Annotated in this window: 12 protein-coding genes; 4 read left to right on the top strand and 8 right to left on the bottom strand. The window is 61.7% G+C overall.

Annotated elements, in window-relative coordinates; all coding sequences use genetic code 11:
- Positions 1–42 precede the first annotated feature (42 nt).
- The 3 genes from BLU24_RS17525 to BLU24_RS17535 are packed head-to-tail and all read left to right on the top strand — an operon-like array spanning position 43 to position 5,518.
- On the top strand, positions 43–1,287 hold the full coding sequence (locus BLU24_RS17525; RefSeq protein ID WP_093102172.1) for an exonuclease SbcCD subunit D C-terminal domain-containing protein: 1,245 nt from the start codon (positions 43–45) through the stop codon (positions 1,285–1,287).
- Positions 1,284–4,925 (top strand): AAA family ATPase, encoded by a 3,642-nt coding sequence (locus tag BLU24_RS17530; RefSeq protein WP_093102175.1) that lies wholly within the window; start codon positions 1,284–1,286, stop codon positions 4,923–4,925. Before BLU24_RS17525 ends, BLU24_RS17530 begins: the two co-directional genes overlap by 4 nt.
- Positions 4,922–5,518, top strand: coding sequence for a glutathione S-transferase (locus tag BLU24_RS17535; protein ID WP_093102178.1), 597 nt, complete (start codon positions 4,922–4,924; stop codon positions 5,516–5,518). Before BLU24_RS17530 ends, BLU24_RS17535 begins: the two co-directional genes overlap by 4 nt.
- Before the next feature lie 85 nt (positions 5,519–5,603).
- Here the strand turns inward: BLU24_RS17535 and BLU24_RS17540 are convergent, their stop codons facing one another.
- The 8 genes from BLU24_RS17540 to BLU24_RS17575 form a co-directional block, all read right to left on the bottom strand.
- On the bottom strand, positions 5,604–5,861 hold the full coding sequence (locus BLU24_RS17540) for a hypothetical protein (protein WP_090282943.1): 258 nt from the start codon (positions 5,859–5,861) through the stop codon (positions 5,604–5,606).
- On the bottom strand, positions 5,858–6,070 hold the full coding sequence (locus tag BLU24_RS17545; RefSeq protein ID WP_093102180.1) for a hypothetical protein: 213 nt from the start codon (positions 6,068–6,070) through the stop codon (positions 5,858–5,860). Before BLU24_RS17545 ends, BLU24_RS17540 begins: the two co-directional genes overlap by 4 nt.
- A 305-nt stretch (positions 6,071–6,375) precedes the next feature.
- Positions 6,376–6,555, bottom strand: coding sequence for a hypothetical protein (locus BLU24_RS17550; protein WP_090282941.1), 180 nt, complete (start codon positions 6,553–6,555; stop codon positions 6,376–6,378).
- 155 nt (positions 6,556–6,710) lie between these two features.
- Positions 6,711–7,886, bottom strand: coding sequence for a lactonase family protein (locus BLU24_RS17555; RefSeq protein ID WP_093102183.1), 1,176 nt, complete (start codon positions 7,884–7,886; stop codon positions 6,711–6,713).
- Positions 7,886–8,185: a DUF5629 family protein gene (locus BLU24_RS17560; RefSeq protein WP_093102186.1), complete on the bottom strand. Its 300-nt coding sequence runs from the start codon at positions 8,183–8,185 to the stop codon at positions 7,886–7,888. Before BLU24_RS17560 ends, BLU24_RS17555 begins: the two co-directional genes overlap by 1 nt.
- 170 nt (positions 8,186–8,355) lie before the next feature.
- The gene (locus BLU24_RS17565) at positions 8,356–9,936 is read right to left on the bottom strand and encodes an aldehyde dehydrogenase (NADP(+)) (protein WP_093102189.1); all 1,581 of its coding nucleotides are present in this window, start codon (positions 9,934–9,936) and stop codon (positions 8,356–8,358) included.
- 9 nt (positions 9,937–9,945) lie between these two features.
- Positions 9,946–10,938 (bottom strand): AraD1 family protein, encoded by a 993-nt coding sequence (araD1, locus tag BLU24_RS17570; protein WP_093102192.1) that lies wholly within the window; start codon positions 10,936–10,938, stop codon positions 9,946–9,948.
- Positions 10,939–11,097: 159 nt separating this feature from the next.
- Positions 11,098–12,420, bottom strand: a complete 1,323-nt coding sequence (locus BLU24_RS17575) for an MFS transporter (RefSeq protein ID WP_093102195.1) — start codon at positions 12,418–12,420, stop codon at positions 11,098–11,100.
- Between the two features lie 194 nt (positions 12,421–12,614).
- On the opposite strand from BLU24_RS17575, the gene BLU24_RS17580 reads away from it, so the two are divergent.
- Positions 12,615–14,351 (top strand): IlvD/Edd family dehydratase, encoded by a 1,737-nt coding sequence (locus tag BLU24_RS17580; protein WP_093102198.1) that lies wholly within the window; start codon positions 12,615–12,617, stop codon positions 14,349–14,351.
- Positions 14,352–14,515 lie beyond the last annotated feature (164 nt).

The following is a 14,515-nucleotide window of genomic DNA, read 5'->3' on the forward strand; positions in this document are numbered from 1 at the left end:
CATATTCAAGCGGCCTTCACCTGATTTTTAGCGGAGTCCACCTTGCGTCTGTTCCACACCTCCGACTGGCACCTTGGGCAAAACCTGCACGGCCAGGAGCGCGATTTCGAGCATGCGTGCTTTCTCGAATGGCTGCTGCGCCAATTGCAACTGGCGCAGCCGGATGTGCTGCTGATCGCCGGGGATATCTTCGACACGGTCAACCCGCCGGTCAAAGCCCAGGAACGCCTCTACGATTTCATCGTCAGCGCCCACGAACAGCAGCCGTTGCTGACCATCGTGATGATCGCCGGCAACCATGATTCCGGCTCGCGGATCGAGCTGCCCGCTCCGTTGATGCGGCGTTTGCGCACTCATGCGCTGGGTCGAGTGTTGTGGCTCGATGACGGGCAGCTGGACGCCGAACGGCTGCTGCTGCCGCTGCCGGATAAAAACGGTGAAATCGCCGCATGGTGCCTGGCGCTGCCGTTCCTGCGTCCCGCTGAAGTGACCGGTGCGCATCTGGGCGACAACTATTTGCGCGGTATCGGTCAGGTGCATGAATGGCTGATCGAGGCGGCCAACGCCAAGCGCCAACCGGGTCAGGCGCTGATCGCCATCAGCCACGCGCACATGGCCGGCGGTTCGGTGTCAGAGGATTCCGAGCGCAGTCTGATCATCGGCAACGCCGAAGCCCTGCCCGCCAGCCTGTTCGGCGCGAGCATCAGCTACGTCGCCCTCGGCCATCTGCACAAGCCGCAGAAGGTCAACGGTGAGGAGCGCATTCGCTACAGCGGCTCGCCGATTCCGTTGTCGTTCTCGGAAATCGGTTATCAGCACCAGATTCTCGATGTCGTCCTCGACGGTGAAACCTTGGTCAGCGTCGAGCCGAAACTGATCCCGCGCTCGGTCAATCTGCAACGCATCGGCCCGGCGCCACTGGCCGAGATTCTGCTGCAACTGGCCGATCTGCCGAACATCGACCTGCTCGCCGAAACCCAGCGCCAGCCATGGCTGGAAGTGCGCGTGCGCCTCGACGAGCCGCAGCCGGATCTGCGTCATCAAGTGGAAACCGCGCTGCAAGGCAAAGCCGTGCGTCTGGTGCGCATCGCCGCTGAATACGCTGGCAACCGTGGCGCTGACGGCGCCGAAGATGGCAGCGCGCTGATCGAACTCGACCAGCTCACCCCGCAGGAATTGTTCAGCCGCGCCTGGCTCGACAACTATGGCAGCGAGGTTGACGAACAGACCCTCAAGGACTTCGCCGAACTGCTGCAAGACGTACAGATGGAGGGCGAGCAGCCATGAAGATTCTCGCCATTCGCTTGAAGAACCTGGCCTCGCTGGCCGGTCCGTTCGAAATCGATTTCACCGCCGAACCGCTGGCCAGCGCTGGCTTGTTTGCGATCACCGGCCCGACCGGCGCCGGCAAAAGTACCCTGCTCGATGCCTTGTGCCTGGCGCTGTTTGGCGCGGTGCCGCGCCTCAACAACACCGGCCGCGACGCCAAAGTCCCCGACGCCGACGGCGAAATCGCCACCGGCGATCCGCGCACCTTGCTGCGCCGCGGCACCGGCGAAGGCTATGCCGAAGTGGATTTTGTCGGTGTCGACGGTCGACGTTATCGCGCGCGCTGGGAAGCCAACCGTGCCCGCGAGAAGGCCGGCGGCAAGTTGCAGGCCAGTCGGCAGAGCCTGCGCGACATCGATCAGGATCAGTTGCTCGCCAGCCAGAAAGGCGAATACAAAACCCAGCTCGAAGCCGCGCTGGGCCTGAACTTCGAGCAGTTCACCCGCGCCGTGTTGCTGGCGCAAAGTGAGTTCAGCGCGTTCCTCAAAGCCGACGACAACGATCGCAGCGAGCTGCTGGAAAAACTCACCGACACCGCGCTGTACACGCGCCTCGGTCGCCGCGCTTTTGACAAGACCAAAGAGGCCCGCGAAGCACACAAGCTGTTGCAGGATCAGGCCAGCGGCGTCACCCCGCTCGCCCCTGAAGCCCGCGCCGAACTGGACGAGCGCTGCAACGCCGCGCAGCAGCAAATGAAGCTGCAACAGGCACAGCTCAAACAACTCGAACAACAGCACGGCTGGCTCAAGGATTTGCGCCTGTTGCAGGATTCGCAGCAAGCCGCCACCGAGCAATTGCACAGCGCGCAGCAGCAATGGCAAGCGCTGGCCGGTGAGCGCGTCAAGCTGAGCCAACTGGAGCAACTGGCGCCGCAACGGCACCAGTTCGCCCGCAAGACCGAACTCGATGCACTGCTCACACCGTTGGCCGCGCAGATCGCCGCGCACACGCAACAACACGTCGAATTGAGCGAGCGCCAGACGCAGCTGGAGCAAACCCTTGAGGCCGCGAAAGTTGCCCTGAGCCAGGCGCAACAACAGCAAAGCGAGAACGCGCCGCTGTTGCGTCAGGCTTTCGAAGAACACAGCACCCTCGCCCGTCTGGTCAAGGAGGTCGCGCAAAGTACCGAGGCCAAACTCGCGGCGCAGCAGGCCTGCACCGACGGCCAGCAGGCCATTCAGGCCTTGCAGGAAAAGCAGGCCGAGGCCGCCGAGCGCCTGCAGCGCATCGCCAGCGAACTGGAGCAAAGCGCCCATCTGGCACCGCTGAGCGATGCCTGGAATGCCTACCGCGATCGCCTGCAACAACTGATGCTGATCGGCAACCGCTTGAACCAGGGCCAGGCAGAACTGGCGAGCCTCGAAGACAGCGCCGCTCGCAGCGCTGAAGCTTTGACCGCACAGAAACAGCAACTGGAAGTGTTGTTCAAGGAGGCTGGCGCCGAGCCTGATGCCGTCGCCGAACAGATCGGTCTGCTCGGTACGTTGCTGCAGGACAACCGCAAACAGTTGCGCGCCTTCGAAGATCTGTCGCGCCTGTGGGCCAGCCAACAGGATCTCGACAAGCGCGCCAACGAACTGCAACAACGCCTGCTCAGCGCCCAGCAACAACGCGAGCATCTGACCCAGGACGGGGTGAAAAACAAAGCCGAGCTGACCATCGCCGAGCAAACCCTCAATGTCACCCGCGAGTTGCTCGAGCGCCAGCGTCTGGCGCGCAGTGCCAGTGTCGAAGAGTTGCGCGCGCAATTGCAGGATGACCAGCCCTGCCCGGTCTGTGGCAGCAACGAGCATCCGTATCACCAGCCTGAAGCACTGCTGCAAAGCCTCGGTCGTCACGACGAAAGCGAGCAGGCCAATGCGCAGCAGGTGGTCGATCAGCTCAAGGAAAAACTCGCCGAATTGCGCGCCGAAGTCGGTGGCGTGATCGCGCAGCAGAAAGAACTGCTGCAGCAGCAGGAGCAACTGGCCGCGCAGCAACAAGCCTTGGCGCCAAGCCTCGAGGCGCATCCGCTGGCAGCGCAACTGCTTAATCAGGACGCGGCCAAGCGCGACGCCTGGCTGACCCGGCAAAACGAGCAACTGAACCAGAGCATCAGCCAGGACGAGCAGCGCCAGAGCGCTCTGCTCACCCTGCAACAGGACGCCGCGCGCCTCACTCAGCAACTGCGTCAGGCCGAAACCGCGCATCAGCAAGCCGCGCAGCAATTGAGCAACCAGCAGCGCGAACTGAGCAGCGACCGTCAGCGTCTCGACGAAGAACTCGTCGCGTTCGCCAGTCTGCTACCCGCTGATACCCTCGAAGCCTTGCGCCAGGAGCCGGCCGCGACGTTCATGCAGCTCGACCGGCAGATCGCTGAGCGTCTGGCTCAGCTCGATCAGCACAAGGAGGAACAGGCCGAACAGTTGCAGCGCCACCAGACGCTGGAAAAGGAACAGGACCGCCAGCAGACCCGCGCCCAGCAATTGCACAGCGCCGAGGCGCAACTCAACGGCCTGACCGAACAGCAGCAGGCCTGCCAACAAAAACTCGCGCAACTGCTCGGCCAACACAGCAGCGCCGAGCAATGGCAGCAGCAGCTCGAACAGGCGGTTGAACAGGCGCGCAGCGGCGAAGCCATTACCGCGCAGGAGCTGCAGAACGTACGCACGCAACTGGTGCAGATCGCCGCTGAACTCAAGGCCCAGCAGGAACGCTTGCAAGCGCTGCAAAGCGAAGATCAAGACCTGCGCGGCAAGATCGCCGATTGGCGGGGCCGTCATCCGGAACTGGATGACCAAGGTCTCCAAGCCCTGTTGCAGATCGACGACACGCAACTCAGCGAATTGCGCCAGCGTTTGCAGCACAACGAAAAAGCCATCGAACAGGCGCAGGTGTTGTTGCAGGAGCGCGACCAGCGTCTGCTCGATCATCAGGCACAACACAACGGCAACCTCGATGCCGAACAACTGGCGAGCGCCCTCGCCGACCTGCAAAACCAGTTCGCCGTCAGTGAGCAGCAATGCGCCGAACTGCGCGCCGAGCAGGTGGAAGACCAACGGCGGCAGAACGCCAATCAGGCTCTGGCGCAGCAGATCGCCGACGCTTATGCCGAATATCAGCGCTGGGCGCGCCTCAGTGCGTTGATCGGCTCGGCCACCGGCGACACTTTCCGCAAGATTGCCCAGGCCTATAACCTGGATCTGCTGGTGCATCACGCCAACGTGCAATTGCGCCAACTGGTCAAACGCTATCGCCTCAAACGCGGCGGCAGCATGCTCGGCCTGCTGGTGCTGGACACGGAAATGGGCGATGAATTGCGCTCGGTGCATTCGCTGTCCGGCGGCGAGACGTTCCTGGTGTCGCTGGCGCTGGCACTCGGGCTGGCGTCGATGGCCTCGAGCACGCTTAAAATCGAATCGCTGTTTATCGACGAAGGCTTTGGCAGCCTCGATCCGGAATCTCTGCAATTGGCAATGGATGCCCTCGACGGCTTGCAGGCGCAGGGCCGCAAGGTCGCGGTGATCTCTCACGTGCAGGAAATGCACGAGCGCATCCCGGTGCAGATTCAGGTGCAGCGCCAAGGCAATGGTTTGAGCACACTGGAGGTGAAATGAACACGTTGTATTCCTTCCGCCGCTGCCCGTATGCGATGCGTGCGCGGATGGCCTTGCACTACTCAGGCGTGCCGGTGGAGATCGTTGAGGTAAGCCTCAAGGACAAACCGGCCGAGATGCTCGCACTGTCGCTGAAAGGCACGGTGCCGGTACTCAATGCCAATGGCCAGGTGATCGATGAAAGCCTGGCGATCATGCACTGGGCCCTGGAGCAGCATGATCCGGACGACTGGCGCCTGAAGAACGATCCCGGCGCGGAGCTCGTTACGAACATGCTGATCGAGACCAACGACACGCAGTTCAAGACCTCACTGAATCACTACAAGTACGCCGAGCGCTACCCGGAAAAACCGATGGAGGTCTATCGCATGGAATGCGAAATGATCGCCCACTCGCTGGACTTGATGCTGGCGGATCAGGACTACTTGCTCGGCGATCAGCTCAGCCTCGCCGACATCGCCCTGCTGCCGTTCATTCGCCAGTTCGCCCATGTCGATCGCGAATGGTTTGCGCAGACGCCGTATGTGGCGTTGCAGGGATGGTTGCAACGGTTGCTCGAGTCCGAACTGTTTACCTCGATCATGAAGAAGTAGCTCGACGTTAGATCAGACGCCGAGTGTCCGGGGCTGCATTCCTTTGCTGCGCGTGGGAACGATCATCACGCTCAGCGCGGCTCGATCAGGCCAGCACCTGGCACATGCCCAGCGCCATGCAATCGACTTCGAACGGGCCGAGGAAGTCCACTGCGACCTTGGCCGGAGGATTTCCGGCCATCAGCCCCAGCGTATTGGCGCGTTCAATGTTGTGGGCGATGCTGTGATTGACTTCGATGGCCCGGGCCAGCGCGCCGACCGAGCCTTGGCCGATACCCAATAACGAAGTGCCGTTGGTGAAGAACGCCAGACCGGCGATCACCCAGAGTCTGTAGCCTTTCATGCGCCGCCGACTCCTGCGAGTTCGGCCCGATCGACCATCACGCTCTGCGAGCGCACTTCGAACTGGACACCGGGATGAGCGACGTCGATGGGCGCGTCAAAGTTGTGTTCCATCTGCGAGGCGATGCTGACGAACAGCACCACGGCCAGGTACACACCAATGGCCAGGTAGGCGCCGCGTTTGGCGGAGTGAAGGATTGCGCTGGCCATGGTGTTCTCCCGTAGGCAGGTTTCGATGCCCACAGAATCAATCAAAAAAGCCGAGGCAACCACTCAGGGTTTGCCATAGTAAACATCAGCTTCGTTGATTATTTACCCGCTCTATTCGCAAGCAAGAGCAAAGCTATGAGCCACGCGCAGCAAGGGAATGCCTTTCCCGATCGTTCCCACGCTCTGCGTGGGAACGATCAGTAGTGTTGCGCACACAAAAAAAGGGCCGTCGAAGGCTGAGATCTTTTGACGTTGAAGATCAAAAGATCGCAGCCTTCGACAGCCCCTTCAGGATGACGGGAATTTCAGGCTTGGGTTTTGTGATCCAGCGCGGCGTAGAAGTTGGCGCTCTGTTGCAGGTATTTCTGGGTGTAGCTCTGGGTGTGGGATTTTTTCTCGGCGATTTCGACGTTGGCACCGGCAGGCAGTACCACGGTGGCGGAAATGGCGGAGGCGGCGATAACGGAGAAGAGATTGAAGTTCATGGCGGTAACCCTCGTGTTCGTTTGCTTGGTTTGCCCGGTCGGGCTGTGAAACAAACGTAACGCTGCAGGGTTGCCGCTTGAAATCTTTTGTAGCATTAGCCGTTATCAGCGTAATTAATACAAAGACGCAGGCCCCGCAGAACGGGGCCTGTGGCTTATTGTCGCACTAGAAACTTGAGGTCGCTGGGCGCGTCGATCGGCAGTTTTTGCACGGTTTTGCCGAGCAGACCGGTCTTGCCATCGCGTTCGACGACAACAATCTCGTTGCTCTTCTGGTTGGCGATCAGCACGAACTTCCCGCTCGGATCGAGGGCGAATTCACGCGGATGGTCGCCTTCTACCGAACGCTTTTGCAGCTCTTTCAACTGACCGCTGGCCGGATCGATGGCAAACACCACCAGTTGATTGGCGGTGCCCCGGTTGCTGACGTAGAGAAACTTGCCGTCTGCCGAGGCATGCAGCGCAGCGCCGGCCTTGTCCGAGGTCGGCTGACCGGCGGCCAGGTCGACCAATTGCGTCTGGGTCAGCACACCATCCTTGTAGTCGAACACCGCGACCTGCGCGCTCATTTCCATGGTCAGCCAGGCATGTTTGCCGTCGGCGCTGAACAGCAGATGACGCGGGCCGCTGCCGGCTGGCAACGCCACCGACGGCGTCTTGGCAGGTGTCAGCGGCAGGTGCGGATTGGCTTTCGGGTCGAATTGATAGATGAAGATCTTGTCCGCGCCCAGGTCGTTGGAGAACACGTAGCGGCCATCCGGCGAGGACACCGTCGAGTGCACGTGGTTGGACGCCTGACGTTCAGGATTGACCCCGCTGGCCGGGTGCGCGCTCATCTGCACCACCGGCTGGAGCTTGCCGTCGGCGCCGACCGGCAACACCGCCAGGGTGCCGCCCGGATCTTCCACCACCGAATAGTTGCTGACGAACAAATGGCTGGCGTCAGCGCTGAGGCTCGAATGGGTCGGCTCGTTGCCCAGGCTCTGCACCTGATTGATCAGGCTCAGGGCGTGGGTTTCAGGATCGATGGCGAAGCTGCTGACGCGGCCGACCGGGTCCTGCTGGCCCGGACCGTTTTCGTTGACCACGAACAGGCGTTTCTGGTCCTTGGACAGGGTCAGCCACGACGGGTTTTCGGTCTTGACCACTTGCAGCGGCTTGGCGGCGATCTGCCCGGTGGCGCTGTCGAAGCTCATCCGGTAAATGCCTTCGCTGCTGCCGGCGGTGTACGAGCCGACCAGCAACTGGAAGTTTTCTGCGTAGGCGCTGGAAAAGCCCATCGCACCGACGCTGCCGGCCATCAGCAGCGGCCAGAAATTACGCATTTTCATTATTGTTCATCCTCATCGTCGCTGCTGCTGACTACATCGCCGAGGCAGACCAGGCGGTGTTCGCCCGTGGTTTTGGTGTGGCTGGCGTAACCGATGATCAGCCAGTTCTTCAGCTTTTCATCAAAGGTGGCAGCCTCGACTTGTGCCGGGGTGAATTCCCAATGTTTGGCCGCTCGACCATCGATACATTCGATGTGCAGGTTATCGTCCTCGTCGAGGGCGAATTCGAAGGCGTGCAGGCCGTCGATTTCGACCATACCGCAGTGTTCGAGGGCGTTGAGAAGGGTTGGGGCAGTCATGGCAAACAGTCTTTCTTGGGGGGGAAAGGGCCAATGATAGCTTAATGTCGCGTCGTCCCCTTGCAGGAGTGAGCCTGCTCGCGATTGCGTCGTATCAGCCGACATCTTGATTGACTGACTCACCGCTATCGCGAGCAGGCTCACTCCTACATGGGGATCATGGGTGGGTTTTAGATCGCGTCACGCGATGGCTTGCCATCCACCAGACGCTGAATGCGCAACGGGTTGGCATTTTTCAGCGGCTCGGGCAGCAAGCTGTCCGGGTAGTTCTGGAAGCACACCGGGCGCAGGAAACGGTCGATTGCCAGCGTACCCACCGAGGTGCCGCGCGCATCGGACGTCGCCGGATAAGGCCCGCCGTGGACCATCGAATCACACACCTCAACACCGGTCGGGTAGCCGTTGAGCAGGATGCGCCCGACTTTCTGTTCGAGCAGCGGCGTCAGTTCGGCGAACTGTTCGAAGTCTGCCGGCTCGCCGATGATCGTCGCGGTCAATTGGCCGTGCAGGCCGTGCAGCGCAGCGCTGAGTTGCGCCTGATCGGCCACTTCAACGACTACCGTGGTCGGGCCGAACACTTCTTCCTGCAGCACTTCATCGCCGTTGATCAACAGGCTGACATCCGCCTTGAACAGCTGCGGTTGCGCCTGATTGCCCTGCTGCGAATTGCCGGCCAGATGTTCGATGCCGCTATGTGCCAGTAGCTTTTCCAGGCCTTTGCCATAGCTGCCGAGGGTGCCGGCGTTGAGCATGGTTTGCGCCGGCTGATCGCCGATCGCTGCAGCGACCTGCTGCACAAAGGCGCTGAACTGCGGCGAGCGGATGCCGATGACCAGACCCGGGTTGGTGCAGAACTGTCCGCAGCCCTGCACCACCGAAGCCGTGAGATCGCGGGCGACGGTTTCCGAACGCGTCGCCAGCGCTTGCGGCAGCACGATCACCGGGTTGATGCTCGACATTTCGGCGAACACCGGAATCGGTTGCGGACGCGCCGCAGCCATGTCGCACAGGGCGCGGCCGCCCTTGAGCGAACCGGTGAAACCAACGGCCTGAATCGCCGGGTGCTTGACCAGCCACTCGCCGACGCCACCACCGTAGATCATGTTGAACACGCCGGCAGGCATACCGGTTTTTTCCGCTGCGCGAATGATCGCGTCGGCGACCAGCTCAGCGGTGGCCATGTGGCCGCTGTGGGCCTTGAATACCACCGGGCAACCGGCGGCCAGCGCCGCTGCGGTGTCGCCGCCGGCAGTGGAGAACGCCAGCGGGAAGTTGCTCGCGCCGAATACGGCGACCGGGCCGAGGCCGATGCGATATTGACGCAGGTCCGGGCGTGGCAATGGCTGCCGATCGGGCAACGCCTGATCGATGCGTGCGCCATAAAAGTCGCCGCGACGCAGGACCTTGGCAAACAGACGCATCTGCCCACTGGTGCGACCGCGTTCGCCCTGAATGCGCCCTGCCGGCAGTGCGGTTTCGCGACAGACCACGGCGACGAAATCATCGCCGAGGGCGTCCAGCTCATCGGCAATCGCGTCGAGAAACTGTGCGCGGCGTTCAGCGCTGAGGCTGCGATAGGCCGGGTGTGCGGCGGCGGCTGCCTTGGCGGCGGCGTCGACCTCTTCAGCGGTGGCCTGGATGAAGTTGTGCGGCAGTGTTTCGCCGGTGCTGGCGTCGACCGATTGCAGTTTGACGCTGCCAGCGGCACTGCGCTGACCGCCAATGTAGTTGTGACCGAGAATCTGAGTCATGGGATCTCCTTAAAGGGTGCCAATGCTGTCGGGGGCAAACACTGCGTCGATCGGCACGATACCATTGACCAGCGGTGCGCCGAACTCAGCCTGACTGATTTCAAACACGTCGCCCGGCTGGGTGCGAATGCCGTCGGCGAACGACAGCGTCGCGGTGCCGAAGAAGTGAACGTGCACGTCGCCCGGACGCAGGAACTGCCGGTATTTGAAGTGGTGGTATTCGAGATTCGCCAGGCTGTGGCACATGTTGGCCTCGCCGCTGAGGAATTCGTTCTGCCACAGCACTTCACCGTCACGCAGGATGCGACTGGCACCTGCAAGGTGTTGAGGCAATTCACCGGTGCGAAGTTCCGGACCATAACTGCAGCTGCGCAATTTCGAATGCGCCAGGTACAGGTAATTCTTGCGCTCCATGACGTGATCGGAGAACTCGTTGCCTACCGCGAAGCCGAGGCGATACGGCTTGCCGTCGTGGCCGATGACGTAGAGGCCGGCCATTTCCGGCTCCTCGCCCGCGTCTTCGGCGAATGATGGCAGCGGGAATGGCTGGCCCGGGCGCACGACGATGCTGCCGTCACCTTTGTAGAACCACTCCGGTTGCACACCGGCCTGCCCCGCCGCCGGTTTGCCGCCCTCCAGACCCCATTTGAAAATGCGCATGGTGTCGGTCATGGCCGCTTCGTCACCGGCCTGCTGGTGCATTTTGTCCCGCGCCGAGGCGCTGCCCAGATGGGTCAGGCCGGTGCCGCTGACCAGCATGTGCGCCGGGTCCGGGTGATCGAGTGGCGGCAGGATGCGCAGTTCGGCGAGCAGTTCGGGGTAATCGTGATCGGCGCCGAAGCCCAGGGTTTGTACGTGCTGCTCCAGCGTGTTGCGCGCCTCGATGGCAGCCAGCGCCAGATCGCGCACGCTGCGCGCGCCCTGCACTTCACGGACCTGACCGTTGTCGACCACGCCGACGCGGCGCTCGCCGTTGGTTAATTCGAATTGAACCAGATGCATACGTTCTCTCCTTTAGTCAAAATTCCGCAACACTGCAAATCCCGGTGGGAGCTGGCTCGCCAGCGATAGCGATCTGTCAGACACATCAATGTCGGATAGGCCGACGTCATCGCTGGCAAGCCAGCTCCCACAGGGTCGGTGGTAAATCATCGTCCGGGGTCAGGTGCGGGTCGCACCGCGGGCACTGGCAGCAAACTGCTCAACCGGCAGCACATGCTTACGCTCCAGCACGCGATATACGATGCCGGTCAGAATCAGCCCAAACACCATCACGCCCGAGAGGAAGTACAGCCCCGAAGCCAGATTGCCGGTGTATTCCTTCAGCGCGCCGATCACGAACGGCCCGATGTACCCGCCCAGGTTGCCCACCGAGTTGATCAGCGCGATGCCCGCCGCAGCACTTGCGCCGGCAAAGAAACGCCCCGGCAAGGTCCAGAACACCGCCGTGCAGGAAAACAACGCAAACGCCACCAGACACAGCGCCGCCAGTTGTGCCACCGGCATCGATAGCCACGCACTCATGAATAAACCGATAGCGCCCAGCACATACAAAACAGCGAGGTGCCCGTAGCGATCATTCAAGCGGTCGGAACTGCGCGGAATGATCAGCAGGCCGATGATCCCGAAGATGTACGGCACGGAGGACACGAAACCGGTGACCAGGTCGCTGCCGCCAAACTGCTTGATCAGCGTCGGCAGCCACAGGCCGAGGCCGTAAATGCTCAGCGTCACTGGCAGGTAGAACAGCGCCAGCAGCAACACGCGTTTGTCCTTCAGCGCATGCAGCGGGTTGCCGTGACGGGTCTGGCCGTATTCCTGCAGATCCTTTTTCAGTTCGCCGGTCAGCCAGTCTTTTTCCGCCTGATCCATCCATTTCACTTGCTGCGGGCCGTCCGGCAGCCAACGCAGTACCGGCCAGGTCAGCAGGATCGCCGGAGTGCCGATGACGATGAACAGCCACTGCCAGCCGTGCAGACCGAGGATGCCGTCCATGCCGAGCAAACCGCCGGACACGGGACCGGTGATCATCATCGCGATCGGTTGCGAGAGGATGAACAGGCCGAGGATCTTGCCGCGATGGCGCACCGGGAACCATTGGGTGATGTAGTACAGCACGCCAGGAAAGAAGCCCGCCTCGGCCGCGCCGAGCAGAAAGCGCATCACATAGAAGCTGTGCGGCCCCTGAACGAAGGCCATGCCGATGGTGATGGCGCCCCAGGTAATCATGATCCGCGCGAACCAGCGCCGCGCGCCAAAGCGTTCGAGCATCAAGTTGCTGGGGATTTCGAGCAGGAAGTAACCAATGAAGAACAGCCCGGCGCCCAAGCCATAGGCCGCGTCGCCAATGCCGATGTCGGCGCCCATGTGCAGCTTGGCGAAGCCGACGGCGGAGCGATCCACATAGGCGATCAGGTACAGCAGGATCAGGAAGGGAATCAGTTTCAGTGTGATGCGCCGGATAAGCCGCAATTCCTGGCTCATGAGATCGGTCTCCGATTGTTGTTTTTATAGAACCTCGGGGGACACCTCTCGCTGCAGAGCTGCCAGGGCCATCCCTCCGTCGAAAACGACTATATAGTAATACTAATTACGCAACAACACTTCCAAAGCGGCGAATTTGCGCTTATGTTAGGCCATCGCTGGAACACTATAGTCATACAATAAGAGAATCGATCATGGCTGATAAGAAACCCACCCTGCGCTCCGCCCAATGGTTTGGCACGGCCGACAAGAACGGCTTCATGTACCGCAGCTGGATGAAGAATCAGGGCATCGCCGACCATCAGTTTCACGGCAAGCCGATCATCGGCATCTGCAACACCTGGTCGGAGCTGACGCCGTGCAACGCGCACTTCCGCCAGATCGCCGAGCACGTCAAACGCGGCGTGATCGAAGCCGGTGGTTTTCCAGTGGAGTTTCCAGTGTTCTCCAACGGCGAATCGAACCTGCGCCCTACCGCCATGCTCACCCGCAACCTGGCGAGCATGGACGTTGAGGAAGCGATTCGTGGCAACCCGATCGACGGCGTGGTGCTGCTGACCGGCTGCGACAAGACCACCCCGGCGCTGCTGATGGGCGCGGCCAGTTGCGACGTGCCGGCGATCGTTGTCACCGGCGGGCCGATGCTCAACGGCAAGCACAAGGGCAAGGACATCGGCTCGGGCACGGTGGTCTGGCAGCTCAGCGAACAGGTCAAGGCCGGCACCATCACCATCGACGATTTCCTCGCGGCCGAAGGCGGCATGTCGCGCTCGGCGGGCACCTGCAACACCATGGGCACCGCCTCGACCATGGCCTGCATGGCCGAAGCACTGGGCACTTCCCTACCCCATAACGCAGCGATCCCGGCGGTGGATGCGCGCCGTTACGTGCTGGCGCACATGTCCGGCATGCGTGCGGTGGAAATGGTGCGCGAAGACCTGAAACTGTCGAAGATCCTCACCAAGGAAGCCTTCGAAAACGCCATCCGCGTCAACGCCGCCATCGGTGGCTCGACCAACGCCGTGATCCACTTGAAAGCCATTGCCGGGCGCATCGGCGTCGAACTTGATCTGGACGACTGGACGCGCATCGGTCGCGGCATGCCGACCATCGTCGACCTGCAGCCTTCCGGGCGCTTCCTGATGGAAGAGTTCTACTACGCCGGCGGCTTGCCAGCGGTGCTGCGTCGCCTCGGCGAAGCCAATCTGATCCCCAATCCGCACGCGCTGACCGTCAACGGCAAATCGATCGGCGAGAACACCAAAGACGCGCCGATTTATGGCGAAGACGAAGTGATCCGCACGCTGGACAATCCGATCCGCGCCGACGGCGGTATCTGCGTACTGCGCGGCAACCTCGCGCCACTGGGTGCGGTGCTCAAGCCGTCCGCCGCCACCGCTGAACTGATGCAGCATCGCGGCCGCGCCGTGGTCTTCGAGAACTTCGACATGTACAAAGCGCGGATCAACGATCCGGAGCTGGACGTCGACAAGGATTCGATTCTGGTCATGAAGAACTGCGGGCCGAAGGGTTATCCGGGCATGGCCGAAGTCGGCAACATGGGCTTGCCGGCCAAACTGCTGGCGCAGGGTGTGACCGACATGGTGCGCATTTCTGATGCGCGGATGAGCGGCACCGCTTACGGCACGGTGGTCTTGCACGTCGCGCCGGAAGCGGCGGCCGGCGGGCCTCTGGCGACGGTGAAGGAAGGCGACTGGATCGAACTCGATTGCGCCAGCGGGCGTCTGCACCTGGACATTTCCGATGCCGAACTGGCCGCGCGCATGGCCGACCTGCAGCCACCACAGCAATTGCTGGTGGGCGGTTATCGTCAGCTGTACATCGACCATGTGCTGCAAGCGGATCAGGGTTGCGACTTCGACTTCCTGGTCGGCTGTCGTGGCGCCGAAGTACCGCGCCACTCGCACTGACAGCCCGGCATCATAGCCTGCATTGGAATGCATTCCCCTGTAGGAGTGAGCCTGCTCGCGATTGCGGTGTGTCAGTCAGCAATTGTTCAGCTGACACACCGCGATCGCGAGCAGGCTCACTCCTACATTTGGTTTTGTGTACTCCCTCAAGATTGTCTGGTGCC

It is taken from the genome of Pseudomonas sp. Z003-0.4C(8344-21), from assembly GCF_900104975.1.
GTDB classification, from domain to species: domain Bacteria; phylum Pseudomonadota; class Gammaproteobacteria; order Pseudomonadales; family Pseudomonadaceae; genus Aquipseudomonas; species Aquipseudomonas granadensis.

Coding starts and splice junctions, on each gene's coding strand:
- BLU24_RS17530 (WP_093102175.1), top strand. CDS start 1,284: ATGAAGATTCTCGCCATTCGCTTGAAGAACCTGGCCTCGCTGGCCGGT.
- BLU24_RS17535 (WP_093102178.1), top strand. CDS start 4,922: ATGAACACGTTGTATTCCTTCCGCCGCTGCCCGTATGCGATGCGTGCG.
- BLU24_RS17540 (WP_090282943.1), bottom strand. CDS start 5,861: ATGAAAGGCTACAGACTCTGGGTGATCGCCGGTCTGGCGTTCTTCACC.
- BLU24_RS17545 (WP_093102180.1), bottom strand. CDS start 6,070: ATGGCCAGCGCAATCCTTCACTCCGCCAAACGCGGCGCCTACCTGGCC.
- BLU24_RS17550 (WP_090282941.1), bottom strand. CDS start 6,555: ATGAACTTCAATCTCTTCTCCGTTATCGCCGCCTCCGCCATTTCCGCC.
- BLU24_RS17555 (WP_093102183.1), bottom strand. CDS start 7,886: ATGAAAATGCGTAATTTCTGGCCGCTGCTGATGGCCGGCAGCGTCGGT.
- BLU24_RS17560 (WP_093102186.1), bottom strand. CDS start 8,185: ATGACTGCCCCAACCCTTCTCAACGCCCTCGAACACTGCGGTATGGTC.
- BLU24_RS17565 (WP_093102189.1), bottom strand. CDS start 9,936: ATGACTCAGATTCTCGGTCACAACTACATTGGCGGTCAGCGCAGTGCC.
- araD1 (WP_093102192.1), bottom strand. CDS start 10,938: ATGCATCTGGTTCAATTCGAATTAACCAACGGCGAGCGCCGCGTCGGC.
- BLU24_RS17575 (WP_093102195.1), bottom strand. CDS start 12,420: ATGAGCCAGGAATTGCGGCTTATCCGGCGCATCACACTGAAACTGATT.
- BLU24_RS17580 (WP_093102198.1), top strand. CDS start 12,615: ATGGCTGATAAGAAACCCACCCTGCGCTCCGCCCAATGGTTTGGCACG.